This window comes from Cytobacillus horneckiae, from assembly GCF_002835735.1.
Lineage (GTDB): Bacteria > Bacillota > Bacilli > Bacillales > Cytobacillaceae > Cytobacillus > Cytobacillus horneckiae.
Genome location: NZ_PISD01000023.1, coordinates 21,204 through 47,988 on the forward strand (window position 1 = coordinate 21,204; position 26,785 = coordinate 47,988).

A 26,785-nucleotide genomic window follows, 5' to 3' on the forward strand; every position below is an offset into this window, starting at 1 on the left:
ATAATAATTTATCTCTAACAAATATTGTATGCTATATACAATATTTGTTAAATAATGTCTCCTTTCGGAACCTAGCCTAAATGAAACCCCTTGAGCACACAAGGGGTTTCATTTTATCACCATTTATCGTTTATGCTTGATTTAATCAACGATTACCTGCTCTCAAGTACGTCTGATGCTGCATAAAAAAGTGGGGTTTTACTCAATTAAATGGCCCTTTAACGGAACAATTCTATCCTTAACAGCTCCTAATTCATTAAAAATCAAACTTTATTTCAAACCCACGCCTGGTATAACTTTTGATTGGGTCAATTCCTGAATAATTTCGCTCATGTCGATCGATTCTTGTTTTTTATTAAACTCGTCGACCATAAAGATTGATATGCTGCCACGCAACTGGGGAAACCAATTTCAACATATCTGAGTCAGGTCCCGTTGTTTCCCTTCTTCCACTAAACTGCCCCTATAATCAAAGATAAATTAGCTAGAATCAACTATTTCTTACCTACTCTAATTTGTGTTACTTCAGGTATCCTTGTAAAAACATTTGAAATATCTTTAATTAATTTTTCAGCTAGATAATTCCCATTTCCTTTTTCGTAAATATTTATTCTTGTATATATTAATTTCAAAAAGGCTTTCGCTTCTTCTTCATTTAATTGATCAATATTTTGTAACATACTATCTAATACCGTAGTTTCTTGATTCATTTTATCGTTAACCTCCTTTAAAATATGATTTCAACTCCTATTTTTAGCATTTATATTATCATAACCTTATTCAACAAAACCGCCCCCTATAGCATCATAGTAAAGAGGCTCGCCTTTATTATAAGGAAAGCACACGATAGTGAAATAAGATTAACTCTTGCATACCATCAAATGGTTCCTATAAGGGTCTTTGAAATTAAACCAATGGTTATGCTCAATTTCTGTTGTTAATTCGACATTCTTACTTCTCAAATACTCATATGCTCGCTCAATATTGTTAGTGTTAAAATGAAAAAGTGGAGTTTTTATAATATTATCTTCTGAATAAATCTTGCTATCTAATACAATTCCTGTCCCATTCATTGGTACAATATATAAATGACCATATAGTATCTCACCTTCTGCTATTAACCCTAATATGTCACAATACCAATCACGAGCTTCTTCAACATTACTTACAGGAATAAAAATTGTTCCGATTTTATTTAATATAGGGTTCATTAAACTACCTCCAAAATACACTTCGAGTATACAAGATTAATTCTCTACAGGTTATATATTCCCCTCTTGTTAAGCTAAACTGCCCGTTTGTTTAAGAAGATTTTTGATTTGTACTTTTAATCTTGAATTGGTAAATAAATCTGTACTTCTTCATCTCCTTCCCCCATAGGGTGATATGTCTCGATAATATAAGAATCGAGATCTCTTTGAAAACCTTGTTCTTCTGCCCAATTCAATAAATTCAAATGAAGTTCTCCCAAATTAGATATATCCCCTCTTGTAGTTATGTAACTTTTATATGTTTCAATATAATCCATTCCAGTTGGTACCTCATTTAATTTCTCACTCACAATTAACCCTACATAATAATGACCTACCCTATGCTCCTCATCCTTTTTAGGTTCTAATAATGCAATTTCGGTCTCTACTAGATTTAGGATTTCGTTGGAGCGACTTAATAGTTGCTTTGCAAGCAAGGGCACTTCATTACCAAAGTTAACAAACTCCCCACTACCTTTTAATCCAACAAGCTTAAATTCTTTTTTAACCATCATAAATGACATATTAACCTCTCCTAACCACTCGATAATTTCATAATATTCCAGTTTATTCAACAAAAAATCCTTACTTCCTGCAACGAAGTAAGGATTTCAACTTTTTATGCAACTGTTATTCAACTAACCTGCCCTTTTGTTCCATAAGAAAAAAGCTTTCTTATTTTGAGGAAATAACCCTTTACTTCTACACTTTAAATGTTTTTATGAAAATATGACTGAGTTACTCTATTTCATATCATTAGAATGAAAAGCTCTAACTGTTAGTAAAATCACCCTATTCGCTTAGTTGTTCAATTTGTTTATTTCTGGATATTGTAAAGATAATTTTTCGTTTACTACTTCCATCTGCTTACAATACTCTGAATAAGAAACACTTAATTTTTTCATTGCAGGAATGAATATATCATAATAACAACTTGTATGATTAAACTCTTTAAGAATTGTTTGGATCTTATAGATTGGTGAATTTTTGTATTCTTCGGACTGCTTGTGGGCCAAGTATAGCTCTATAAATTCCTTGTTTTCTGACAAGAACTTATCTGGATTTTCAATAGAATACTCTGTATTCTCTATCACGTCACGAATATTTTGTATGTTAATATAATTTGTGCTTTCCATTAAGAACAATTGTAAGTCTTCAGTTAACTGCAATGAGGGTGCATTATCCAAAAATGCTATAATTTCTTCATACGCAGATTGCTGATCTGAGCTTGTAATAGGCTCATTCAAAAATCGTGCAAAATGCAGGCAAATAAATCGACCGTAGTATCCTGGAAACGCCTCTAATAGCTTTTCGGTTACAGTTGAACTCTGTTCAATAGCTCTCAGATCCTTAATTAATTCAGAATAATTTTTACCAAAAATTAGTTGGTGGAGAATGGATTTTTTTTCCTGTTCCCTCTGCATAATTAATTCCCTTTGTACCGATATCTTTTGCAATATGTTGTTTGTCTTATCGGCAAGCACTGCCTTGATTTCCTCTGTGCTAAGCCCAAGTTTACGAAAAACATAAATTTTCTTTAAACACTCTACATCATTTTCTCTGAAATCACGGTACCCGTTGTCTAAAATATTGGGAAATACCAATTTTTGTTCTATGTAATACTCTATAGCTTTTTTAGTCAAATTTGTTAATCTACTTGCTTCATTAATTAACATAACTATCACCTCACAAAAGAAGCATAAGCTAACACCTAGGGTAGTAGTCAATAGGCTTTTTTAGGAAAAATAAATTATCATTGTTTCGCTAAAAAGACAGTTTATTAAGCATATTTGAGACCTCTTTAAAACAAATAGGTTAATGAATCAAAAATACCAATAATAAGGAGTAATCCACCAGCAAGTTTTTGAGTGATAGCCCCTACTTTTCTGCTTTTCTTCATGATTGCCCCACTTGCACCAAAATACCAAATCAGAAAGATTACCAGCAGAAGAGGAAAAGAGGTTCCAATTCCAAATATAGACGGTAGTAGGACGCCATATGATGTTGTCAATACAACTGGCATTAATGTCACAAAAAAGAGGATAAACATTGTCGGACAAAATGCCAATGTAAAGCTTACTCCTAATAAGAAGCTTCCAATATAGCTATCTTTTAACTTATCTGGCAATCTGATTAAGCCTATAGATTTATTAAATTTAAATACCCCTATCATTATTAGCCCAATAATAATAAGTAATGGACCAATTGTTTTTCTTAAGACCGGAAAGAATTGTACTAAAGTATTGTTCACTTCATTCCCCAGTAACCAGATAATGATTCCCAGTAAAAAGAAAACGACAATCTTTCCTAATATAAATAAGGTTATATGTAGCCAGGGAACGCGATCGACCAACGATCTATTCCCATAAATAGTAATTGCACTAACGTTACTTGTCAGCTGGCATGGTGCAACCGCTCCCACTAATCCCAAAAAAAAAGAAAATAATAGTGGTATATGCATAAAGCCATAGGCAAGCCCATGTATTGGACCACTCAACATTTGGCTTATTTGATTAAACAAATCAAACATATTTATACCTCCCTGACTACTCTATCTTCCTAACATATAAATTTATTGTTTCAAAATTAATTTAAGTTGTTCATACTCTGAACATAAAGCAAGATGAGAGAAGAACCAATAACTATTAATCCTACCCAAAAAAGTATCATAATGAACATTGTTCTTATATAGTTATTTTTTATAAGTATACATTTAAAATATCAAGAAAATATGGATTTGTTAGGTTTCCAGATAAACTAGGAGAATATACGATTTACTGTAATATACCTTGTAGATCGGGTCATTAGGAAATGAAAGAGATGTTAATCGTACAATAAATGGTCAATAAAATAGAAATTCTCGGAAATGAACAGTTCATTTCCGAGAATTTTTTTGTTTACTACCGCTATGCTACACTTTTACAAGCTTCTGCACATTTAAAGCAAGCATCAGCACATTTTTGGCAATGATCATGATTATGTTTTTTACATTCATTTCCACATAATTCGCAAATTTTTGCACAAACGGCGGCCAATTCAGAAACAAATGGGGTATTTCTTGAAAGGGCTTGTTCAAGATAATTACAAATATCCGCACACTCCCTGTCCAGACGAATACATTCAGCCATCATTTGGATATCCTCTTCCTTTAAACAAGCATCGTAACAGTGATTACATGCAGTCATACACTCATGTAAAGCCTGAATTAGTTCTAAATGTTGTTCATGTGCCATCGTTTTATTCCTCCTGTTAAAATTATTGAATACATTCATACTTTTACCTAATAGTTTTTAAATAAACGGAAAGTAACAAACTCCATAAAAACTGCACAAAATCTTAATAAATAATGGAATTATAGAGCAAAATTTGTTTATTTTTTCAAATTTAACACAGATATTCAAGAAGTGGATGATGCTCATGATTTCACGATTAAAACAGATTAATAAGAATAATGATAGAATTTAGTAATTTAAAGGGCAACTTTTGTTAAATTTCTGGGCTACTTGGTGTTGGTATATACCAGACGAGCCTTACATGTAAGAACTTTATCCAGAATATACAGAAAAAAGGAATTAATATTATTGCAGTTAGGCTGGGTAGCACAGAATTGTTTGTCAATTTTTTGTAGTTAAATATGATTTATCCTTTTTAGCTTGATTTGTTTGGTTTTTATGGTTTTAAATGCGTTTACCATAAATTTGTCTTTTATATTTGCAAAAATAATGCATATTTTGATTTTATAATTTGCCTTATAAGTAATGGTAAAAGATATTTAGGATATACTTTACTTCCCCAGAAATTTAACCAATTATATGAATAAGGAGTAGAAGCAACTTATGAAAAAAAGTTTATTGGCAGTAATCGGATTAATACTTATCTTAGTAGTGGCTGCTTGTAGTGAGGATACAGCAAATGAAGTAGAGACTCAAGATATCAAGAAAATGGTTCAAGATTTCAGTGGTAAAGATTCAAATGAGGAAGTTACCGCTTCCATCACCTCAGAAGAACTTATTGTAACTAATAGTGATAATAAAGAGATTTCTTACAGCCTTCCCGAAGATGAATTTTTTGTTTCAATTGCACCATTTGTTGAAGTAACCCATCCTTGTACCAATCATAGCTTAACTGGCTGCCAAGGAGAATTGGTAGAAAAAAAATTCGATGTATACATTGAAGACGAAGACGGCAATGTAATTGTTGATGAGCCTATGACTTCACTAAAAAATGGATTTATAGATTTTTGGTTACCCCGTGACAAAAATTATTATGTAAAGATTCAATATGATGGAAAAACAGCAGAATCTGAGATTTCTACTTTTGAAGGCGATAACACTTGTATAACAACAATACAGTTAATCTAGTGTTTTTCGAAGATTCTTCTTCATAAAATTTTCTCTTTTGAAAACAAAATAAACTAAATTAAGTGATGGTTTTTATAAGTAATACTTTTATCAGAATCGATTCTTATCAGAGATAAGCAACTCGATTCTTTTTTTATTTTAAAATTTTTGCGGAGTTTTTTGGCATTTTCTTGTTAATATTTATTAAAAACATTGAGGTGTTTTTTTATTTACAAAATAATTACTTCCCTAATTAAGACTGGTATTCTAAATATATCTATATGTATAACACTTCCAATTGCAGTTTCACTGTCATTAACAGTAGGAGATGAATTCACAATTAGTTTAACTACACATTCAAAAGGCTTTGTCATTCCATCAGTGACCGTCAAGGTATATTGTTTAGATATTATTCATAACAAACACATTCATAAATTCGTTGGTTAGTTGTTTTAAATTGCTCAATCTCTTTTCCTAAGTAATGTGTATATGTATTGACTAAGTATAACTTAGGTATGATACTTTCAATTCGATTTTTCATTTCATTTCATTTCCTTTAAAGTAAATATGATAGTATGAATCCTTTTCATACTCAACATCAATAAGACCAACAATTTGTCCATTTATTTCTGTAACCAGTTCAATCGAGGGATTATCATAAATTTCTTTTTTATTCAAGACAATATCGAAATAAGCTGTATTTAAAAATGATAGTGTTCTACATCTAACCCATCCTAATTCATCAGTCTCTTTATATTCACGAATAAGCATTTTATATTTCCTCCACCTAATATTTAACCTATTGATTACGTTAATACTATAATTTCATAAATAATTCGACGTAGAAAAGAACCAAACCTCTATTTGTAACTTTTTCTTATTTCACTAACCTGTCCCTTTTGTTCCATAAGAAAAGAGCTTTCTTATTAGAGGAAAGCCCTCGTTTTTTAAAGAAAAGTACAATTCTTCAATATCTTTTATATAATATTAATCATTATTGTGCAATTTAGATAACTCTTTTTGCAAATCCAATACTCCTTTCTACATAGCCATTATTTTTATAAAACTTATGAGCCCTAATTCTCTCTGGTCGGTTCCCACTATTTAGTCCTATTCCCGTTGCTCCAATTTTCTTTGCCCAATTTTCTGCTTCTTCTAATAGCTGTTTACCTATCCCTTTATTACGATAATTTGAGTCTACCACAAGGACTACAATACGAACATATAAGCCATCCAATTCATAGTAATACCCTTTAACAAGTCCCATCATTCCAACTATTTTGTCATCATATAATGCTAACAAAGTATGATAATCTGGACTTGATTTAATATTGCTAAATCGTGTTTTCATTTTTTCGATTGTGGTAGGATATCCAAGATGTTCCATCAATTTAGTTATCCCCTCAATATCATTAACTGTTGCTTTTCTAATTTCCACTTTCACTCACACCTCACATATTTTATTTCTATAAGAGTTCTGTAATTACCAAGAATCAACCTTCTTTAACTGAACTGCGCCTTTAGTTATAATACAAAGAGGCTCCCTTTTTTAAGAAGTCCCTTTATAGTTTCACAAACTTTATATTTTTCACAGGTATCCTACCTGTTTGTTACCTAGGCAAAAACAAAAAGCGATTCTTCCTTTTGAAACAACGTATCCAGGTATTATTTCTTTATTCTTGATAGATTTTTTTAGAAAGGTATTCTTCATCTCGATGTACTCCACATACAAGAGCTGATCCACGCTGATATTGCCAAGGTAAACCAATTAAATATAATCCTTCTATACAGCTTACTCCTCGTTTATGAATTGGTTGTCCCTTCTTCGATAATGCTCCATCTATATCAATCCATTTAAAAAGAAGGAGTAAATCCTGTAGCCCAAATTATATTATTCACGTTTTCTATACTCTTATCTTCAAACATAACTCCATTTCCATTTTCCTGAGTAACCCGGTTCTTCTTGATAATAGTTCTGTTGGATATATGGAGTCTTATTTCTTTTCCAAAGATTGGATCGTTCTGTTTTTGAAACCATTTACCTCGCTTTGTATCACTCCCAACGTAAAGTAATTTAAATACATCTAACCAGAAAAATAGACTTTTCCCCATTATTCTTAGGGGTAGTATTTTCATTTTATGTGAAACCGCAAATAATACATGCCCCTCTTTCGCTAACTCAACAGCTATTTGGGCACCAGAATTTCCTCCACCAATTACTAGAACCTTCCCATTTTGTAACTGGCTTAGTTCCTTATTAATTCAATTACTTTTTTGATTCAAGTTCAGCCATACATATATGGACACCAACATCCTTAACAGGTGTATTGGTTATATAGGAAAGGCGATTTATACATTCATGCAATTTAATATTAATTGTAGGCTTGATATCTTTTTTCTTGTCTGAGCGTGTCTTCCTTTTCTTCTCCTCTATCATAATTTATCCCCTTTTTTGCAATTTAAATTTAGGACACATTCCCAGTGCCTAGACTTACAGGCTGTCGAGAACTTTCTCGACACCCTGAGGGATTTTTATTCCTTTTTTCTTGGAAGCTTGAGACTATATACAAACTCATTCCTAAATAAAAAGTTCGAGTTTGGGATTTTCCGAGACTTACCGCTCGCTTTTCGGGGGTGAGCGTTGAAAATGGGCGGAGTTGAATCTGAAACCAAAATTAGGTGTGGGCAGGCTGAAAATGATCTTAGTTTGTGAATCTTAAAATAAATTGAACCGCTCCCAACTGAAATTTAATTATTTCCACTGTCTACAATTTAAAGCTCCCATATTTAATTATATGGGAGCTTTAAATTATCTTTTTGCCTGCATGTCTATTTGCCGTTTAACCCGCTCTCCTAGTTCAGATGATGCTTGATACATATAATTCAAGACAATGCCTCGTGTCTCGTTGGAGATACCGGCTAAATCTGCAGCAAGGTTATTGACTAGATGTTCTTGCCCTACAGGTGATAATGACCGATAATACTGACCTGCCTGGGTAAAGTCGTCCTGCTTTGTCAGGTCAGACCGGACGAGTTGCCCCTCTACATATCTGCCTTCTCCGCTTGTTTGAAGGTCAGCGGGCGACCAATCTTGCTGATGATTAATAGGAATATTGCGGAAGTCTGGCCCGATTCGACGTCGCTGTGAATCCCAGTAAATATTGGCACGCCCCTGCAGCATTTTATCGTCTGATAATTCTACGCCTTCTAACAGATTGGATGGTGAAAAAGCGATTTTCTCCACCTGTTCCATATAATTATCAGGGTTGCGGTTCAATACCATCCGCCCAACCGGCATTAAAGGATACTGCTGTTCATCCCAAACCTTCGTATCATCCAGCGGATCAAATGGCAGTTTGGCTTCATCTTCAGGATTCATTAGCTGCACATACAGCCCATATTCGACTGTCTCTCCTGATGCGATCGTATCGAATAAATCTTTGCCGGCAATATCAGGATTCTCACCGGCAAGCTTAGCAGCTTCTTGACTATCAATATACTCCTCACCTGCAAAAGGAATCCAGCGATATTTCAGGTAGCGGCGAACGCCCTGCGCGTTTCTCCAGACATAAGTGTTCACACTATGCCCGGGAATGTGGCGAAGACTTTTTACTGTACCTGCATCAGAATAGATTCTGACTACGAAATGAGTAGCTTCTGGAGCTCGGGCAACAAAGCTCCAAAAACGTTCAGGATCAATCAAATTATTTTTCGGCGATGGCAAAAAGGCCTTTATAGACTCTGGAAAGCGAATAGCATCCCTTACGGAAAACACAGGGATATGGTTGCATATTAAATCAAAAATGCCTTCATCTGTGTAAAATTTAGTGGAAAATCCACGTACATTGCGAGATGTATCCGGTGTGCCCTTCGTACTTACAGCAAGTGAAAACCTTACTGTGACTGGTACTGTCTGACCAGGATTTTGCAAGAAGCTTAGCTTTGTATATTCCGTCATGGCATTCATCGTTTCAAAGTAGCCAAATGCGCCAAAGCCTTTAACATGCACCGGTCTTTCGATGATTTTTTCATGGACAAATGTCTCTAGCGTTTCATGTAAAATATTGTCCTGCTCCAGTACAGGACCTCTTTTGCCTACAGTCTGCGAATGAAAAGCCGCTGGTATATCCTCTTCCCACTTGTTGCTCTGTCCTTTAACATGCTTATCCTTCAGAGAGCTTTGTACTGACGGCCTTTGATGAGCCGTTTCTTCTTGTGTTACCGATTCTGTTAGCTGCTCGTGGCTATTTCTTCTTTTTGGCTTCTCGTCTACCGCTGGCCTGTGAAAAATCTCTTCCTCTTTTTGTAACTTTGATTCCGTTATATGTTCTTTGTTATTTCTTCTATTTTCCTTAGCTTGCTCTTTCATCGGCGATTTCTTGGATATATTTGTACTTTTTAGGGGCGTTGTGTTTTTTAGGGGGGATTTCGCTTCTAATTGGAACCAGCCATTTCCATTATTTTCTTCCATCCTCCTACCTCCCATGTCACAAGTTACTGATACAATATTATTTACGTGAGCTTCATTGGATTTATGACTTGCCATTTGTTTTGCATAGAAAGAAAGCAGCCTTTAAACGTATCATTACGAGCAATTTAGAAGGTTAACGAGAAAAAACATTCAGTCATTTGAATGTTTTAAAGGAGGATATAATTTTCCGAGGTTTCACGCCTGTCTTCTGCTACTCTCTTTCATACAGTGCTTTGATTTGGCTAAAGTGATGCTCATCATGCTCCTTCAGTCCTTGTAAATAGTCAGCTAACGTTAATGTGGATGATCCTATTGTTAAGGATTCCTGCCATCGATGAAGAGGGATGTTTCTAATTGCTTCATATAATTGTGTTCTAATGTCCACAAATTGCGCGGTTGTTTCTCGTTGTGATTGCTCTCTGGCAAGCTTGGCAGATGCTTCATTCAGCTTTCCAGCTTCTGGGCCCTTCGGTAAAGGCACATGGAAAAATAGCAAAGGGATTCGCTTCTTTAGAACAAATTCATCCCATGCCGGCAAATGGCCAATTACTTCAGCCACTGTCCATTTTCCTTCTTCTATCCTCGTTCGCCACTGATTCTTACTAATATTTTTAACGAATTCGATTGCTTTTCGATGATGGGCCAATATCGCTTCTCTTTCATTCATATGCTTCACCTCACTCCAGCCATACTTCATCACCGGCTGAAATTGTGCCAGTTTTTACTATACTTGCATAGACGCCAAAATGATTATTTCGCTGTGTAATAACTTGCTTATGCACATTTGCATCTCTTTCACCTGTTTCAGGATCGACCGTTATAATCATGCAGCGCTCACAATGGCGTTTGATTTCTATCTCTACCTCTTTTCCAATCTGGAGCCGCTTGGAAAACCACTCTTCTTCAATAAAAGGCATCTGATTCAATAGCTCCAGCTGTAAATTCGGCCGGAAACGCTGCTCGTTGATCGCATCTCTCCCTGTTAACTCGCTTATTTTTTTCAAGGAAGCATCGGTTACAATCAACAAATTCTCTTCCTCTATCGCTCCAATTGGTACGTGCAACGGATCGTATTTCTTAAACGAAAGCGGCTTTTTGCTCTGCTTGCTCAGTTCTTCTCTCCATTCTTCGTCCTCCCAATCATAGCTGCGGTTGTCCGGCCCAATTATTTTTACAGGTGGATAATGATCATCAGGACATTCCCCGCCTGTAAAAGCTGCTTTATACTTTACCATTCCTTGAAAATGCGTGATCGTTAAATATCGATGGCGGATTTTCTCTGTAATCACATGGCTGCGGTCTCCATATATTCCGTAATCCATTACTCTCGTACTTTGGACGGCCTCACCGCTAAATGATTTGACAGGGTATCTCATAATTTTGCCGACATGTCCAATCCGTTCCATTCTGCACCTCTTTTTTATAGATTTTTTAGTTCTGTTAACAAGTATTGAATGGTCTGCTCCTTTTTCTCTACAGTAGGTTGATCACACTGCAATTCCTGCAGAAATTCCCAAATATCTTCAAGCTTTCTTCTTTTTTGATAAAAAGCTAATGCCGTCTCATTTATTTCATAGTCATGATGCGATTTTCTATAGTGTGATAGAAGTTGGCGGAAATATGGTTTATCAATAAAGAACATCATATCGGCTTCCACCGGACAAAGCTTTAAACCTTCCCAATCTACCAAAATCAACCTCCCGCCCGACTGCATCATATTCCATTCATGCAAGTCTGTATGACATAATCTTAAAGAAATCTCTCCGTGCTTCAGCTTTGCTGCTAGCTCCATTACTTCTTTAATGGCGTTCAAAATCGAGTGGCGATAGGGGAGAACGATCCCTTCGACAGACTCTTTCGCTATCATACTGACTAACGGGTCTATAAATGGAACATGAAAATCCTCGATCATTTTTTCAGCAAGAATAGGAAGCTGTTTATCATAGGAATGCAGCTTTGCTAATAGATCGGCTAATTGTTCAACTTGCCCATGTGACAGATCCCTGTTTCCAATTGTTTCTCCGACAATATATGGGTAGAGTAAATAAATTCCTGTCTCATCTTCACACTTATGATCCCCAGTGACAGTTCTAATCGGAACTGAGATCCTTTCTGACAAGCCCCCTGCTTCATGAAGCCAAATCGTAAGTGGCACATAATCATCGATACCAGCTGCCAGCGTTTTAGTGGAAACCCTGCTTTTTTCATATACTTTTAAAAAAAATGTCCCGTCCTCTGTATTCACTTTATACGCTAAAGTTGCCCATCCGCCCTGCTGTTCAGTTATACTAGCTGGCTGAAGGCGGTAATACTTATTTAAAATTTCCTTTAAATGATTCATTTTTCACCTCCATAAGGAAGACAGCAGAGGACCATTCTTCTGCCTTTTACTATTTCATCGTTCATTTTTCAATAATTCATAGACAGACAGGTTTTGATAAATTGCATGTAAATACGGAACATTTATTCCTTTTTTCTCAGCAAGACGCACTAATTCCCCTTGCAGGTGGGCGCCTTCCGTTTCCTGACCGTTTTCAATATCGCGAAGCATGGACGACTTCATGCCGCTTGCCTGCGCTTCAACTGTTGCCATATGCTTTTCGATGATTCCTTCAGACAATTGTGCACCGCCTGCAAGCATAACACTTTCAACTTCTTTAAATAATGTACGGATAAAATCAAGCCCTCCGCTGCTTTCCCTAATGGCTCCAATTGGACTTCTAAAAAGCGTTGTGACACCAGACAGCACCGTGATAAACAAGTATTTGTTCCACATATCTTCCATTACTTTATCGCTGTAAATAATCGGCGCTTTCGTACCTTCAAAACAGTGAATAACTTTGTTTATCCGTTCGCTCTTACTGCCATCCATTTCGCCAAAAACGAGCTTATGCATTGCACTCGTTTGGACAATATCACCTTCACTGCTGACTGCCGTTTCAATGAAGCATAGGCCGCCAAGCACTTGTCCAGGAAACTCACTAACTAATCGATCCATATGTGCCATGCCATTTAATAATGGAAGCACCATTGTCCCCTCTGATACAAACGGCTTTACATCATTGATTGCCTGCTTTAAGTGATACGACTTAGTTGACACCAGGACAATATCGAATGTAGATGCTGTTTTGCTGTCTGCTGTAATGAGCTGCGGCGAAAAAGAGTAATCTCCATGAATGCTCTTCAAGCGAAGACCATTTTCCTTTAATAGATTATAGCGATTTGGCCGCACAAGAAATGTGACATCCTCTCCTTTTTCCACAAGCCTTGCACCAAAATATCCGCCAATTCCTCCAGCCCCAACGACAAGAATACGCATAATAAACTCTCCTTTTCATATCAATCATTTCATTTCTATTATTATAGTAATCTTTCTTTTTCAGAATAGTCAATAACCTAGGTGTTTTAATCTCTCTCTCATATAATAAAAAGAAGCTGCATAGTTTGCAGCTTTTTTCAGTGTGTTGAGCAAGTGATAATAAAGGAATTTAGAGAGGTGATGGCTCGACTCCTGCGGCAGTAGTGAGACAGTCAAGACACTAAAGGCGCGTAGCGACAGAGCGGGCCGTAAGCCTCGGAAATTCCCAAGTTTTAGATGTTAGTCCACCATTCTCTTCCGATAAATCGCAACAGTGATTGCTGTCATCACAACTACCCATATAGCGATAATACCTAGATTGCTCCATACATCTGCAAATCCTGCGCCTAGCTCTACTTCCTTCGCTAAAAGCAATAACTGTGCATTAGGCAGATAGTCAGCAGCATGTAGAAAAGGATATTTATCTGCAAAGAAAGACAAGGATGTTCCGAATGAAAATACGAATACAAATGGCATGATGATGACAGAGGCTTCCATTGCCGATTTTGTCATCAGTCCAAGTGCTGTTCCTAGACCAATGTAGAAGATTGCTGAAAGAACCATCGCAGCAGTGACAACAATCAAATCTTTAGGCATATAATCTAAGAAGAATGCAGATAAACCAAGAACTAAAAGAGTTGTAGCAAAGCTTAGCAGTCCTTTTCCAGCTAAAATCTCCATCGTGCTAGCAGGCGAAAGCATTAGATTGCGCAACGTATTCTTTTCTTTCTCTTCTGCAATTAATGCACATTGAATATATGCAGTTACTAAGCATAGTGTTAGATTGTACACCATATATTGCTGTTCTAGTGCGATATTTCCTTGTCTGCCCATAAATGCTGCTAAGAAAAGCGGCACAACCACTGTAAAGGATACATACAAATTCCGTGATAAATCTTTATAATCCTTATTAAAAATAGCCATTAAACGCTTAATTGACATATTCATGATAATTTCCTCCCTGTAACCTCAACGAAAATATCTCCTAGTGTTGGTTCATTCGAATTAATAGAAATGACTTTATTTTCGGACATATAATTATATAATTTGCTTGCGCCATTTGCACCAATATCAATGATTTCCTTGTTACCATCCACGAGCTCCACCGTTATCGTATGATCAGTGAATTGGCGTCGCAGTGACTTTGGCGAATCGAGCAATTGAATCGTTCCTTTATTCAGGAAAGCGACACGGTCACACAACTCCTCAGCTTCATTCATATCATGTGTCGTCAGAAAGATGGTCGTTCCTTCTTCTTTTAACGTCTGAAGACCTTTGTATATATGCTTTGTATTGACTGGATCGAGCGCCGAAGTTGGTTCATCGAGAAATAGCAGTGCCGGCTTGTGCAAAAATGCTCTTGCCAAGTTCACACGCTGCAGCATCCCTTTCGAAAGCTTTGCTACTTTCTTTTTCTTCGTATCCTCCAAGTTTACCATTTGCAATACTTCTTCGATTCTTGTATAAGAAACATCATAAAGGTCGCAATATAACTTCAAGTTATCATAAACAGATAATCTTTCATATAAACCGCTATTATCTGTTAAAATACCAATTTTGCTTCTTTTATCCGGCTTCCGCAAGTCTGCTGCCGGTGATCCGAATACAAATGCCTCGCCATCTGTTTGCGACATCTGCGCGGTTAAGATTTTAATTGTCGTTGTTTTTCCCGATCCGCTTGGGCCTAGGAAACCAAATGTTTCTCCCTTTCCTACATTAAATGAAACATCAGCCAATGCTGTCTGATTTCCAAATATTTTCGCCAGCGACCTCACTTCAATTATGTTTTCCATGTTCATCCTCCTGATTGGTTGGTTCGTTTGTTTTCCATGTCTTAATCCTAACCGGCAAACGAAAACCATTCATTATAATAGGGATGAAAGGAGCATAATTCAGGGTAAATGGAGTCATCGAATCGCGAATGGAGCTATTTCAAGCCGAGCATTTCCTTTAATTCCGCCATTTTTGACTTAGAAAGGGGGATTGAAGACTTAGATTCATCATTGAGCACTAAAGTAAAGCTATTGCGGGTCCACGTAATCACTTCACGCACTTTCTGCAAATTCACAATATATGAACGGTGGCATCTAAAAAATCCATAAGGAATCAATCTACTCTCTAATTCTGTCATGGTAAACATGCATGGATATGATTCCCCTTTAATATTTAAATGTGACTGACCATCACTGCTTTCAATATAATCGATTTCGGGAGGATCAAATAATACAATTTTATCATTGACCTTTGTCGGAATTTTTTCAAACCTGGCTGGCTGGATAATGATCTCTTCCGGCTCACCTTCCTGCATCTCTTCTTCATTTTCCTCGGATTGAATCTCAATAGGATGCAAACCTTTATCATCCAGGCGGTAAACCGTATCTGTAACAGCTAATGCGCTTTCCATATTCCCTGTCAGTACAAGAATCGCTTTTCCTCTCGCTTTTAATTCTCTCGCAGCCTTGATAAATACACGCTTTGTTTCCAAATCCACATTTTGATCAGGCTCTTCAAATATAATGAGTTCAGCGTTTTGAAAGAAAATCCGGCTTAAATGCAGCCTTCTCTGTTCAGAAAAAGTGAGCTTGCCTACTCTAACCTTACTCTTATCTTCCAATTGCACTAAGCGGGCTACTTCTTCGATTGGAAAATTTGAGGAAAAGATCGCTTGATAAAAACTAAGATGATCTTTTACAGTTAAACGTTCATATAAACCATCATCCAAAAACAACACGCTAATATTTTTCAAGTATGAACGCTTCGATTCATTAATATCCTTTTCATTTATGTATATACTTCCACTAGAGGCTGGCAGCTCACCCATTAATATTTTTAGTAAAGCACTTCTTACATTCATACTGCTATGAACAGAAACGATTTCATTTGCCGAAATCGTTAATTGAAATGCAGAAAATAACACCGTATCTTTATTGTGTTTTTCTAAATCAGTAATTTTTAAGATTTCCATTGAATCATCACCTAACCTGGGCATAATATGTTTATTATAAAGATTATTAATGGAAATAACTACCGATATTTGTTGTCCATCCTTGTACATTTATATCTTTTCCTGGGAAATATAATAAAAGAATGTCGGAAATTGAGCGGGACACTCCATGCTCACTAAAGTAGTAAAACTGTAAAATGAATCCATTTTAGATGCAAAAATAACCCCAATCCCATTAAGATAGAGGTTGAATAAGTGGTTTGATTCCCGATTGTAAAAATTATACATTTATTTTATTGCTCCATTCAGGGCACTCTAAGCTTTTTCGAGAATGTTGAAACTATTAAATTCCTCAAGTGATGGATAATCAGCTACTGATTTATTGCTGTTTTTAACATAAGCCTATCCCTCAAAAGCTTGCTTTAATATCTTAATATCAAGTTTTTTCTTCATTTGCAGCATTGCTTTCATTACTCTCTCTGATTTTTCTGGGTCGGGGTCACTTATCATCCGAGTTAGATCAGCAGGAATGATTTGCCATGATACACCAAACTTATCTTTTAGCCAACCGCATACTTGAGCATCCTCGTCCCCGCCCTCCGAGAGCTTCTCCCAATAATAGTCCAATTCTTCTTGTGAATCACAATTGACGATGAACGAAATTGCTTCTGTAAATTTGAATTGCGGCCCGCCGTTTAATGCGACAAATTCATTGCCCTCTAGTGTAAATTCTACAGTCATTACATGCCCTTCAGCTCTTTCATGCTTTTCATACTTCTCTTTTCCATAGCGAGTAATTCTTCCAATCTTTGCATTGTCAAAGACAGACACATAAAACCTCGCTGCCTCTTCAGCTTGTGTATCAAACCATAGATTGGTTGTGATTTTCTGGACCTTATTTTTCTCCATTTTATCTCTCCTTTTATATATGATTGTTACAGATTTTTTATCATTGCACCGTAAACTTAGTTTCTTCATCCCTAAATAATTTAAGATGGTTATATTAACTGTTCATCTTGTCTAAAACAAAAAGCCGATTTTTCTTCACAAAGAAAATCTCGGCTTTCTGATTTATTACAAAAAAGAGTATAATTTATTGCTGACCCTCTGTACTGATTTGAAAAGTTACACCGAACTTGTCTGTTACAATCCCATAAGCAGGGCTAAAAAAAGTTTCCTGTAAAGGCATTTTCACTTGTCCGTCTTGCTGCAAAGAGTCAAAAACCTTTTTTGACTTTTCAATATCATCAGATGAAATACAAATTGTAACTTGATTGCCAATATCACTTGCTTGACCTGGGAAATTATCTGAAAACATAAGCTCCGTGTCACCAATCTTTATCATCGCGTGCGACACAAGTTCCTTTGCCTCTTCTGGCAATGGATATTCTGGATTTTCAGGCATTTCTCCAAAAGTTTGTTTAAAAAGAACCGTACCATTCAGTGCTTCTTCGTAAAATTGAATCGCTTCATTTGCATTTCCGTTCAGCATTAAATAAGGGGACAATCGCAATGTCATCATTAAACAGCTCCTTCATTTTTTAATATATCTTCAAAAAACTTGAATAGAAAACAACAACATTATTACCTATAAATACATTTTATAACACAGAACATATGTTCGTCAACGTATAAATAATATAATTTAAATTTTTCATAGCATCGATTTATATACTAATTAAACTGTCCTATTTTTCCCAGAGCTCTATCCTTCTTCCTTCCGGGTCTTCAATCCAAATGAACTTGCCAAATTCACTGTCCTCTCGTTCCTTAACAATAGGTACATTTATGTGTTCGAGATGCATTATACTTTCCTCTAAATTTTCTACTTGAAAGTTCAACATCACCTGCTGGTTGATTGGAAAATAATCGTCATTTTCCTTAAAGAATGAAAAAATTGTACTAGTTTCTGAATGAGGTGTAATAACAGTTCCATTCCAGTCTTCCATTTCTATATTTAGTACTTTTTTATACCATTTTTTTAATATATCAATGTCCCTAGTTCTCCAGAAAACGCCTCCACCCCCTTTAATATTCATCCATTTCACCTCAATATTTTTTCACTTTAAAGAACATTCTTCTATGAAGTAGAGAGTACTTAGCACCTTCTTGAGTGTTTATTACATGCTATTTAATCAAAGTAACCTATTCGCCAAGAGATTAAAAAATCCCTGCTTATACTAATATTGTGACCCTTTATAAAAACTAAGAGCACAATCTTATTTCAGAATTGTGCTCAATGGTTAAAGATAATTGGTATTGAATATTGTTTAAAATTTCTCAGGGAATTGCTTCATTAACCCATTCGATAATACATCAGCAAACTCGATAATATGATCAATCCCTTTGTCTAAAGCAACAACACTTGCTTCCCAATCTTTACTCAGTCTTGCTACAACATCCTCTGTAATTAAGTTTAAATGCATATCCAATAGATTCTTTAATTCTGCCTTTGGCCAATTTGGATTGGCTTTACTAAGGAAGTCGGCGATATCGTCAGCATTTTTATACCATTCTTTATTGTATTTCTCCAAATTAGCCTTGTTTCCGGTTTTTGCAGCATCGACCACTTTTCCAGCGATGAGGATATGGTCCTTTAACAACTCAGTCAGCTTATTGCCTGCTGCTTCTCCATAATACGGCTTGAAGGCATTTCCAATGTCCTCCTGATTTTCTAATAATCTAGCCAGTATCTCTTCTTGGTCCTCCAAATTTTCCAGTGCGCTTACAATATAAAGCCGTGTCCACATAACATGATCAATCCAAAGCTTCCTTACGTCATTTTTTAGCTGACATGCCTCTTCGCTTAATGACCTTTCTTGGTGGTCATTTCTTTGTGCCTCTGTTGTTAATGGCAAAAATAATAACGTAAAAGACATCAGCAATAACATGATCTTTAATAACTGTTTATTCATAATATCTGCTCCTTTTGTGTAGTAATGTCTCTCTTATTTTGCTTTCTTTCTCTAAATTCATTCTTTACTACATAAAAAAAACACTTAAGCTTATTTCTTAAGTACTTTGAACTCTAATGGAGTCATGTTTGTTCCTTTTCGGAATTTACCAATGAACTAACTAGTACGGTTAAAGCCTACTAGAGAGGCAACTTCAGTAACATTAGAATCTACTTGCTTTAAAGGAGCTAGGCTTTGGCCCTCATCTAAAAAAAATGAGTTTTTATCAGACCTTATATTGATTATTCAGCTTTTTCAAAGTGTCAGACAGGGTATGTAGTTTTTCACCTGCTTCGTGGCTCATGATCATTTTTTCCATTAATACTTTTGAAGCATCTACCATTTGTTCTGAACTTGCCAGTGTTTCTTGGGACACAGATACATAGTTTTCTGCATTTACTTCCATCAGCGGCAGGATGCTGCTTAATCCTGACAATTCATGTTGCGATTGATTGATCATTTGACCGACAGCAGTGATCTCACTCATTAATACATCAATGGAATTTCTACTTTCAGATGCAGTCTGAAGATGTTCTTGGAAATTCTTGCTCATTTGTTCAAATTCATTTGACGCTTTTAGTGAGATTGATTTCATTTGTTCAATTGTCACTTTAATTTGATTCGCAGCTTCACTTGATTTTTCTGCTAAAACACCTACTTCGTTTGCAACAATCGCAAACCCTTTTCCCGATTCACCTGCCCTTGCCGCCTCAATAGCAGCATTTAAAGCAAGCAGCTTTGTCTGACTGGAAAGTTCTTGGATTAATATGACTACTTGTTCAATAGATGATGAGTGATTTCTCACCTCTCCTACCGTTTCGGATACTTCAGAGAATTCTATTGCAAAGGAATCAATGCCATTAATTAATTTACCTAACCCTGCTTCTCCATCAATTGCAGCTACTTCCATTTTACTTGCTTTCTTCATCATACTTTCCATACTATTGAAAATTTGAAATAACGACTCTTTCATTTCATGGAATTGCATGATACTTTCTTCAGAACTAGCAGCCGTTTGTTCTGCTCCCAGCTTCACTATATTAATACCTGCGTTTAGTTCATCATTGTCCTCCATAACTTTCCCTGACATTTCTCTTAGCTCTGCGCCTGTCGCTGATAAATCTTTTATCACTTCACTTATATTAAATAATAGTGATCTCATATGTACTATTAACGCATTATAGCTTTTTACTAATGATGCAATTTCAGGAGTAGTCGTCTTCGCCATTGCTTCACCTCGAAGATTTCCACTTCCTGCTTCTTTCATCACCTCACTTAACTTGGAAAGCGGTTTTGTTAAATTTCGCACTAACAAAATAACAATACATATAGTAACGATCAAACTAAGCAATACAGTGATTATGATGTACTGACTCATTTCATTCATACTGCTTAAATATTGAGCCTGAGGAATGGCGAGCGCATATATCCCCCTAAGTTCCTGAATATTCCGAAATGAAATCGTATAGATTTCTCCATCTATTTCCCGATGAATGAGCCCGTTTTGTTTTTCCTGTATTTCTTTTAAAACCGAGTCAGGAAAATCCATTTTTCGATGTTGACTCACATGAAAAGGAGCTGCCCCGCTGTCATTAATTAGAAAGAAGTCACCATTAAAACCATCTTGAGAAAGCTTCGCATCTTGCCTTTTAATCACTTGATTCATTTTATTTATAAAATCAGCATCGTTTCCCACGTAAATCAACATTAAATTTTGCGCCATCTCATAAATGAATTCAGTTTCTTTTTCCAGCCTTTGTTCCATTAACTCAGTAACCGTTTCTTTTGTTTTCCAAAAGGAAATAATCGATACAAAGGAAACAGTTACAAGTAAAATACTAATAACAATAACTAATAGCCGTGTTTGCAAAGAAAATCTGCCAATTAATCGTTTAAACCATTTAGAGTAAAAAAGCAATCTGTTCATCCCCCTTAAAGAAATTATGAGGGACTAATGTGAAGAGAGTGTAAAGAATTAGTAAGGATTATTTTAATTCTTTATACCTATAACTAAATGCTCATATGCTTTTAAATCGATTCATAGAGAATGGAGAAATATCTAGCTCCGTCTTCCCAGAAATAATTAAATCACTTAGTACATTTCCTACTGCACTGCTGAATTTAAAACCATGACCAGAAAATCCCGCTGCAATCGCAATGTTTGCATATTTAGGATGCAAATCAATGATAAATTTTTCATCCGGTGTAAGTGTGTACATACATGTTTTTCCGTACTTCAATTGGTTGCCTGCTGGCATATAATGTGATAAAAATTGCTCTATATCTGCTTCATCTTCCGTTAATTCGCCAAAGCCGTCTAAAGGCTTATCAGGGTTAATCTCCTCTCCTCCATCATAGCGGCCGATTTTTAAACCGGAACGATCAATGCTCGGAAACCCATAATAAAGACCATTGGATGTGTCAAACGCAAAGGCTGGAAAATCATAATGATTATACATTTTTTCATTGCAGTCATACCAGGCAAATGTTTTTCTGACAGGATGAAGCGGCAGGTCTAAATCGAGCATAGATAGGAGTTTCCCTGACCATGCTCCTGCTGCAACAACTAACGAGTCAGCTGTTAAAGTCCTGCTACTTGTCTTGATTGTTATATGTTTATCCTTTACGGATATTTCTTTTACTTCACTGTTTGTTAAAATCGTAGCACCATATGTAACGGCAAGTTCACGATAAGCTTCAATACATTCCTCACATTTCAACACCCCGGATGTGGGCTCAAAACACCCAATAGTATCGTTAGATAGCGAGATTCCACGCCAGCGTCTATTCACTTCACTTGCTTCCATCACCTCTAGTGGGAGCGAGTAGTTGTTTGAACTAGCAATGATGTTCTGTATAAACGGTGATTTTTCATAGCCAACATTTAGCACCCCTGTTTGAAGGAACAATTGTTTACCGGTCTCTTTCTCTAAGTCACTCCATAATTCCCTAGCCTTTAAAATAAACGGAACATATTCTTCTCCTTCCGCATAGGCATATCGAATAATTCTTGTCTCCCCATGGTGACTTCCTTTGTTATGCGGTGGCTGAAAGGAATCTAGCAATAAAGTTTTTTTTCCTTTTCTTGATAAATAATAGCCTGCCGCCATCCCCATCGAACCTGCGCCAATTACAATTACATCATAATGCATGTCATTTCCCCCTTACTTGCTCATCTATTTTTTTATATTTTTAACAGGCTGGTTTCGCATACTTTCTTGTTATTACTAAGTCGTGCGGTGTCGTTGATTTCTGCTCTTTTATCAACTAACATATGCAAAAATGTCGATTGAATAGCCTTTTATGACTTTAATATTCTTCTATCAATTTTTTTATACAAAAAACTCCTTTATTTAAGACACAAATGTGGCCATTGAAACGATTCTACTAAATAATTTTTCGGTTATCTTTTAAGTATATCCACTTACTGATAATCGGGTTTTTACAGGCAGTTAATCCCTCACTTATCCTTTATAATTTAAAGCCTTGAAGTGGAGGTCTTACTGCCATTGAACTACTGTTTGATTATCACCTAGTGGTAACCATGGGATCACTCCTACGGAATAACTTACTCTTATCACTATAGAAAAAAACACCTCCAAGTTATTATTAGGTAAAACAATACCCTAATTTAACTTAAAAGTGTTTTTATTTGTCTTACTGTTTGAAATCAGCTCCACCTTATACTCAGGAAGGTTTGAGTTTATCTTAGACCGTAAGCTTTGATAATTTCTTGAGAAATCTTGTTTCCTTGATCATCCCAAGCTGATGCTCGTAAAGAGACATACTTTTTATTTTTTGGATTTTTTATAGTTGCTATCCAGCGATCACCGGCTTTACGCTCAACCTTCACGGTTTTCCATGACTTCCCGTCATTGAATGACACATCTAACTTTGCTCCTTCTAATTTACCGTAACCCGATACGCCATCAAGTTTTGCAACAGATAGCTCAAGTGTAGTGGATGAAGAGGCAAGAGCATCGCCATTCATGTCTGTTTCAACCTTATAATCAAGAGAATAGAACGGAAGCAATGTAAGGAAATCCTCACCTTTTCCTGACCAGAATGTCCATTCTGTATGAGTGCTTACAGAAGTTGACCAGCGATTCGGATCACGCTTTGCATCAGTCACTAAACGATATTGTTTTCGCTCTTCAGAAATGCCGCTGGATACATTTAGCGCTTGGCTTTTTCCTTCTTTAATTAGTGTATCTCCCTGGTACAGCTTATGTGTTTGATTTTTAATCGATTCATCATAACCGGTACCGCCTGTAGAACCATTTCCTGAATCTGCCCAAGCCGGAATATTAAATTGTAAATTGTTCCCTTGGCGGTTAGGTGTCCAATACCCATCTCCTAGACGAGGACGTACGACAGGTGAGAACCAGTCTTCCTGAAGTCTCTCTCCTTTTTCATACGTAACGGCAGGCTGACGTACTTCCCAAGGACTGTCTAATACTTGGGCTTGGTGATACCAACGAGTATCTTTCCCTGCTGATACCCACTCTGTTCGAACAGAAGGCAACTGCAATTTGTATAAAAACCCAACGGCTCCTCTTGTGTGCGGACGCAAATCATAACGGAACTCTCCACCAGGTGCTTCACGGTCTGATTTGTACCTTGTATCAATCTTAACGAGTTCTTTGTTAGATGGTGAATATTTTAAATTCTTCGGAATCTGATCTTGATGCACATCCATTAGATCATAGACATATGGCGTGTTTACCTCGCCTTCAACATGTAGCTTTAGGTTACCGGAACGTGCTGCTTTGATTACTTTATCGCCTTCACTTTTACTGACTCCCGCAACGGCTAAAGGAATATCCGTATAATCTGGATTTCCAGCATACTCACTGAATTCCTTGTCTTCATTGTTTACAATGATCAATAGCTTTGCACCAGCCGCATGTGCCGCAACTGCCTGTTCAGATGGCGTAACTTCGCTGTTGCGATCGACGACAACCGCTTTGCCTTTTGCTTTTAGACGATCATAATCGGCCGGTGTTCCTTTTCCTGCATAAACCGTTGATAAGTTATATTTTCCATCGAGCGGCGTGCTTCCATTCAACGGAATATCATCCAATACTTTCCCTTTAAAGTTGATTTCAAGGTAAGGTTTTATTAAGCGCCAGCGAGTCAAAAATTCGAAGTCTCCTGTCTTAACTTTCTTTGTAGGGACAGCATACATTTTATCAATCCATACTGGCATTAAATAAATAGCATTCATTGTTTTGCCATCAAGGGAACGGTAGTATTCCATGCGCTGATAGCTAGGTTCCGTTTTCTTTGGGACATCAACTGAAATTTCTTTTGCTTTTCGAGCATCAAGTTCCACGGTTTTAGGACCATCTAACTTGATCTCAGGTGTACCGACCAATGCCACACCACGATGATCTGTTTCCGTATCCACATCCATCATTGCCATAGCTGAATACGTACCAGGTTGTAAACGAATTTCTGTTGTTCCGTTAACAGCAACAAACTCAGGATCCATGTTTTTGTTAACGAGTCCAACATACGTAAGGGTAGGGTTTCCATTACGGTCTGTAGCATTAAACGTTAGCGGATACTTTTCCTCTTCTTTTACCATGCCCATTGAAGTATGAGCCACTTGTTTCCCATCGGCATCTGTTGCTGTTAGATGTCCTTCATAACGAGTGCCTAAGTCTCCGAGTTGTGGATTCAAAGTGACTGTTATGTCTTTTGTGCCGTTGGCTGGAATGGTGATCTGGCTCTCAGAAACCGTTAACAAACCATTTGGTGCAGCATCACCTTTTGTATTCTTAAAATCAGGATGCAGATCTAAGACTACAGCGGAGTCGCTGCTGTTTGTGTACGTGACCGTTTTCTGTACAGGCTGTGCATGATCATGTGGCCATTTGAAGAAGCCAAACGAAAGTGAACCAGTTGCTCTCACTGTACTGAATGCGGCTGCTGCTACATCCAATCGGCCAGATCCGATATGAGAAGGCAAGTAATCTAATTTTTTAGAAGTACTCATCAACGCTTCTTTTAGTTGAGCTCCATTCCACTCCGGATTTTTCTGCAGAAGAATCGCAGCAGCACCCGCTACATGAGGCGTTGCCATGGATGTTCCGTTCATGCTCGTGTAAAAGCCGCTTCCAGGCGAAAGAGCAGACCGAGCTGCAACAATACCCACCCCTGGTGCAGACAGGTCAGGCTTCAATCCCATATTTCCGTACCGAGGTCCTTTTGATGTGAAATAAGCAATTTTGTCTTCCTTATCTACAGCACCAATTGTTAAAGCAGCATCGGCAGCTCCTGGTGACCCGATGGCTCCTTCATAGCCTGCATTTCCAGCAGCAATAACAAATAATGCACCTGTTTCTTCACTTAGATTATTTACTGCTTGAGCCATCGGGTCTGTTCCATCACTTGGTTCATTGGTTCCCAAGCTCATGCTTACAATCTTGGCGTTATCTGCAGCCCACTCCATACCATCAATAATCCAAGAATCCAAACCGCTTCCTTGGTTATTTAACACTTTCCCAACAAGCAATCGAGCCTCAGGGGCAACACCTTTGTTCTTGCCTTCAGAAGCAGCGCCTATTCCAAGTACGGTTGAAGCAACATGTGTACCATGCCCATGAGCATCATCCACCGTTTCTCCCGATACAAAGCTTTTCACTTCATCTATTTGGCTAGCAAGATCTGGATGGTTCGGATCAATACCCGTATCAAGTACGGCTACTTTAACACCTTTACCCGTAAAACCAGACTCCCAAAGAGTTGGTGCACCAATCTGTGGTACGCTTTGGTCTAAAGTTGCTTCAACACGACCATCTAGCCAGATCTTTTCAATGTCTTGGTCGAATACGACTGAATTAGCTTTAGCTTTTGTAGGAGCCTCTGGTGTAATATCTTCCCAGAACGTATCTGCTTCTTTTTTAGTAGCAGAGAGGGCAACAGCATTAATACTCTCTAACACGCGAGCCCTTTTAGCTCCTTTGGGCTCAGCTTTAGGTTGAAAAGACTTTCCTTTTGTATCTGTATATTCCACGATAATGGGTAGAGAAGAAAGACTTTTGTCATCATAGCCATTGTCAATCAATTTTGTTACATTAAATAAATCCTTATCTAACTTATCTGCCGCGAGATAAGGCATAGCCGAACCTGGAATAACATACGTATCTTCACCAATATTGAGTATTTGAGCACCTGAACCGTTCCGATCAACAGGTTCCACGTTAATAACGTTTTTACCACCTTCAATTTCCTGTATGGACACAACATCACCTGTAATAAGCGTAATCTTTTTTTCATTTGCACCATTGATACTGTTTACAACCGATGAGATCTCAATTGTATTTTCGAGCGGTTTTTTATCATAAGCATTAACGGGATAAAAAGTTGAGGCAAGCATAACTGTAGATAGCGAGGTTGCTATCAATAGTTTCATGTTCATTTTTTTCATCATACACCCTCCTAATAGCTATAAATGACGAAA

25 protein-coding genes and 1 pseudogene are annotated in these 26,785 nt (G+C 36.8%); 1 reads left to right on the forward strand and 25 read right to left on the reverse strand.

Annotation, left to right across the window (positions count from 1 at the left end):
• Window positions 1-494: 494 nt before the first annotated feature.
• From CWS20_RS11675 to CWS20_RS11700, 6 genes are all read right to left on the reverse strand, one after another.
• Window positions 495-710: a hypothetical protein gene (locus CWS20_RS11675; protein ID WP_066193214.1), complete on the reverse strand. Its 216-nt coding sequence runs from the start codon at window positions 708-710 to the stop codon at window positions 495-497.
• A 150-nt stretch (window positions 711-860) separates the two neighbouring features.
• Complete coding sequence (locus CWS20_RS11680) at window positions 861-1,211, reverse strand: VOC family protein (protein WP_066193213.1); 351 nt, start codon at window positions 1,209-1,211, stop codon at window positions 861-863.
• 116 nt (window positions 1,212-1,327) lie between these two features.
• On the reverse strand, window positions 1,328-1,774 hold the full coding sequence (locus CWS20_RS11685) for a GyrI-like domain-containing protein (protein WP_066193211.1): 447 nt from the start codon (window positions 1,772-1,774) through the stop codon (window positions 1,328-1,330).
• A gap of 276 nt (window positions 1,775-2,050) precedes the next feature.
• A complete protein-coding gene (locus CWS20_RS11690; RefSeq protein WP_066193210.1) occupies window positions 2,051-2,926 on the reverse strand; it encodes a MerR family transcriptional regulator in 876 nt (291 codons plus the stop codon).
• A gap of 125 nt (window positions 2,927-3,051) precedes the next feature.
• Window positions 3,052-3,780: an urease accessory protein UreH domain-containing protein gene (locus CWS20_RS11695; protein ID WP_066193209.1), complete on the reverse strand. Its 729-nt coding sequence runs from the start codon at window positions 3,778-3,780 to the stop codon at window positions 3,052-3,054.
• 376 nt (window positions 3,781-4,156) lie between these two features.
• Window positions 4,157-4,483: a four-helix bundle copper-binding protein gene (locus tag CWS20_RS11700; RefSeq protein WP_066193207.1), complete on the reverse strand. Its 327-nt coding sequence runs from the start codon at window positions 4,481-4,483 to the stop codon at window positions 4,157-4,159.
• 603 nt (window positions 4,484-5,086) lie between these two features.
• On the opposite strand from CWS20_RS11700, the gene CWS20_RS11705 reads away from it, so the two are divergent.
• Window positions 5,087-5,611, forward strand: a complete 525-nt coding sequence (locus CWS20_RS11705; protein ID WP_066193205.1) for a CueP family metal-binding protein — start codon at window positions 5,087-5,089, stop codon at window positions 5,609-5,611.
• A 388-nt stretch (window positions 5,612-5,999) separates the two neighbouring features.
• On the opposite strand, the pseudogene CWS20_RS29415 reads toward CWS20_RS11705, so the two are convergent.
• The 19 genes and pseudogenes from CWS20_RS29415 to CWS20_RS11795 form a co-directional block, all read right to left on the reverse strand.
• Window positions 6,000-6,361: pseudogene (locus CWS20_RS29415) on the reverse strand (hypothetical protein).
• A 235-nt stretch (window positions 6,362-6,596) separates the two neighbouring features.
• The gene (locus CWS20_RS11715; protein ID WP_066193204.1) at window positions 6,597-7,028 is read right to left on the reverse strand and encodes a GNAT family N-acetyltransferase; all 432 of its coding nucleotides are present in this window, start codon (window positions 7,026-7,028) and stop codon (window positions 6,597-6,599) included.
• Window positions 7,029-7,444: 416 nt separating this feature from the next.
• Complete coding sequence (locus tag CWS20_RS11720; protein WP_066193201.1) at window positions 7,445-7,726, reverse strand: hypothetical protein; 282 nt, start codon at window positions 7,724-7,726, stop codon at window positions 7,445-7,447.
• A 130-nt stretch (window positions 7,727-7,856) separates the two neighbouring features.
• Window positions 7,857-8,027 (reverse strand): hypothetical protein, encoded by a 171-nt coding sequence (locus CWS20_RS27995; RefSeq protein ID WP_158237003.1) that lies wholly within the window; start codon window positions 8,025-8,027, stop codon window positions 7,857-7,859.
• Between the two features lie 372 nt (window positions 8,028-8,399).
• Window positions 8,400-10,061, reverse strand: coding sequence for a catalase (locus CWS20_RS11725; RefSeq protein ID WP_241504173.1), 1,662 nt, complete (start codon window positions 10,059-10,061; stop codon window positions 8,400-8,402).
• A 211-nt stretch (window positions 10,062-10,272) separates the two neighbouring features.
• Window positions 10,273-10,728 carry a DinB family protein gene (locus CWS20_RS11730; RefSeq protein ID WP_066193200.1) on the reverse strand — a complete coding sequence of 152 codons (456 nt, stop codon included), beginning with the start codon at window positions 10,726-10,728 and terminating at the stop codon, window positions 10,273-10,275.
• Window positions 10,729-10,738: 10 nt separating this feature from the next.
• Window positions 10,739-11,467 carry an MOSC domain-containing protein gene (locus tag CWS20_RS11735; RefSeq protein WP_066193198.1) on the reverse strand — a complete coding sequence of 243 codons (729 nt, stop codon included), beginning with the start codon at window positions 11,465-11,467 and terminating at the stop codon, window positions 10,739-10,741.
• A 14-nt stretch (window positions 11,468-11,481) separates the two neighbouring features.
• Window positions 11,482-12,402: an aminoglycoside phosphotransferase family protein gene (locus CWS20_RS11740; protein ID WP_066193196.1), complete on the reverse strand. Its 921-nt coding sequence runs from the start codon at window positions 12,400-12,402 to the stop codon at window positions 11,482-11,484.
• Window positions 12,403-12,456: 54 nt separating this feature from the next.
• On the reverse strand, window positions 12,457-13,380 hold the full coding sequence (locus CWS20_RS11745; protein WP_066193195.1) for a ketopantoate reductase family protein: 924 nt from the start codon (window positions 13,378-13,380) through the stop codon (window positions 12,457-12,459).
• 279 nt (window positions 13,381-13,659) lie between these two features.
• Window positions 13,660-14,367: an ABC transporter permease gene (locus CWS20_RS11750; RefSeq protein ID WP_066193193.1), complete on the reverse strand. Its 708-nt coding sequence runs from the start codon at window positions 14,365-14,367 to the stop codon at window positions 13,660-13,662.
• Window positions 14,364-15,212, reverse strand: coding sequence for an ABC transporter ATP-binding protein (locus CWS20_RS11755; protein WP_066193192.1), 849 nt, complete (start codon window positions 15,210-15,212; stop codon window positions 14,364-14,366). The genes CWS20_RS11750 and CWS20_RS11755 overlap by 4 nt, the downstream gene beginning before the upstream one ends.
• A gap of 134 nt (window positions 15,213-15,346) precedes the next feature.
• Entirely contained in the window at window positions 15,347-16,384 is a 1,038-nt protein-coding gene (locus tag CWS20_RS11760) for a LytTR family transcriptional regulator DNA-binding domain-containing protein (protein WP_066194269.1), read from the reverse strand.
• Window positions 16,385-16,765: 381 nt separating this feature from the next.
• The gene (locus tag CWS20_RS11765; protein WP_066193190.1) at window positions 16,766-17,272 is read right to left on the reverse strand and encodes a VOC family protein; all 507 of its coding nucleotides are present in this window, start codon (window positions 17,270-17,272) and stop codon (window positions 16,766-16,768) included.
• 184 nt (window positions 17,273-17,456) lie between these two features.
• The gene (locus tag CWS20_RS11770; RefSeq protein ID WP_066194266.1) at window positions 17,457-17,882 is read right to left on the reverse strand and encodes a VOC family protein; all 426 of its coding nucleotides are present in this window, start codon (window positions 17,880-17,882) and stop codon (window positions 17,457-17,459) included.
• A gap of 169 nt (window positions 17,883-18,051) precedes the next feature.
• Window positions 18,052-18,402, reverse strand: coding sequence for a VOC family protein (locus CWS20_RS11775; RefSeq protein ID WP_066193188.1), 351 nt, complete (start codon window positions 18,400-18,402; stop codon window positions 18,052-18,054).
• A gap of 231 nt (window positions 18,403-18,633) precedes the next feature.
• Window positions 18,634-19,278 carry a glycosyltransferase gene (locus CWS20_RS11780; RefSeq protein ID WP_066193186.1) on the reverse strand — a complete coding sequence of 215 codons (645 nt, stop codon included), beginning with the start codon at window positions 19,276-19,278 and terminating at the stop codon, window positions 18,634-18,636.
• 265 nt (window positions 19,279-19,543) lie between these two features.
• Complete coding sequence (locus tag CWS20_RS11785) at window positions 19,544-21,244, reverse strand: methyl-accepting chemotaxis protein (RefSeq protein WP_066193185.1); 1,701 nt, start codon at window positions 21,242-21,244, stop codon at window positions 19,544-19,546.
• 91 nt (window positions 21,245-21,335) lie between these two features.
• The gene (gene solA, locus CWS20_RS11790; RefSeq protein ID WP_066193183.1) at window positions 21,336-22,469 is read right to left on the reverse strand and encodes an N-methyl-L-tryptophan oxidase; all 1,134 of its coding nucleotides are present in this window, start codon (window positions 22,467-22,469) and stop codon (window positions 21,336-21,338) included.
• A gap of 551 nt (window positions 22,470-23,020) precedes the next feature.
• Window positions 23,021-26,755, reverse strand: a complete 3,735-nt coding sequence (locus CWS20_RS11795; RefSeq protein WP_083957246.1) for a S8 family peptidase — start codon at window positions 26,753-26,755, stop codon at window positions 23,021-23,023.
• Window positions 26,756-26,785: the final 30 nt, after the last annotated feature.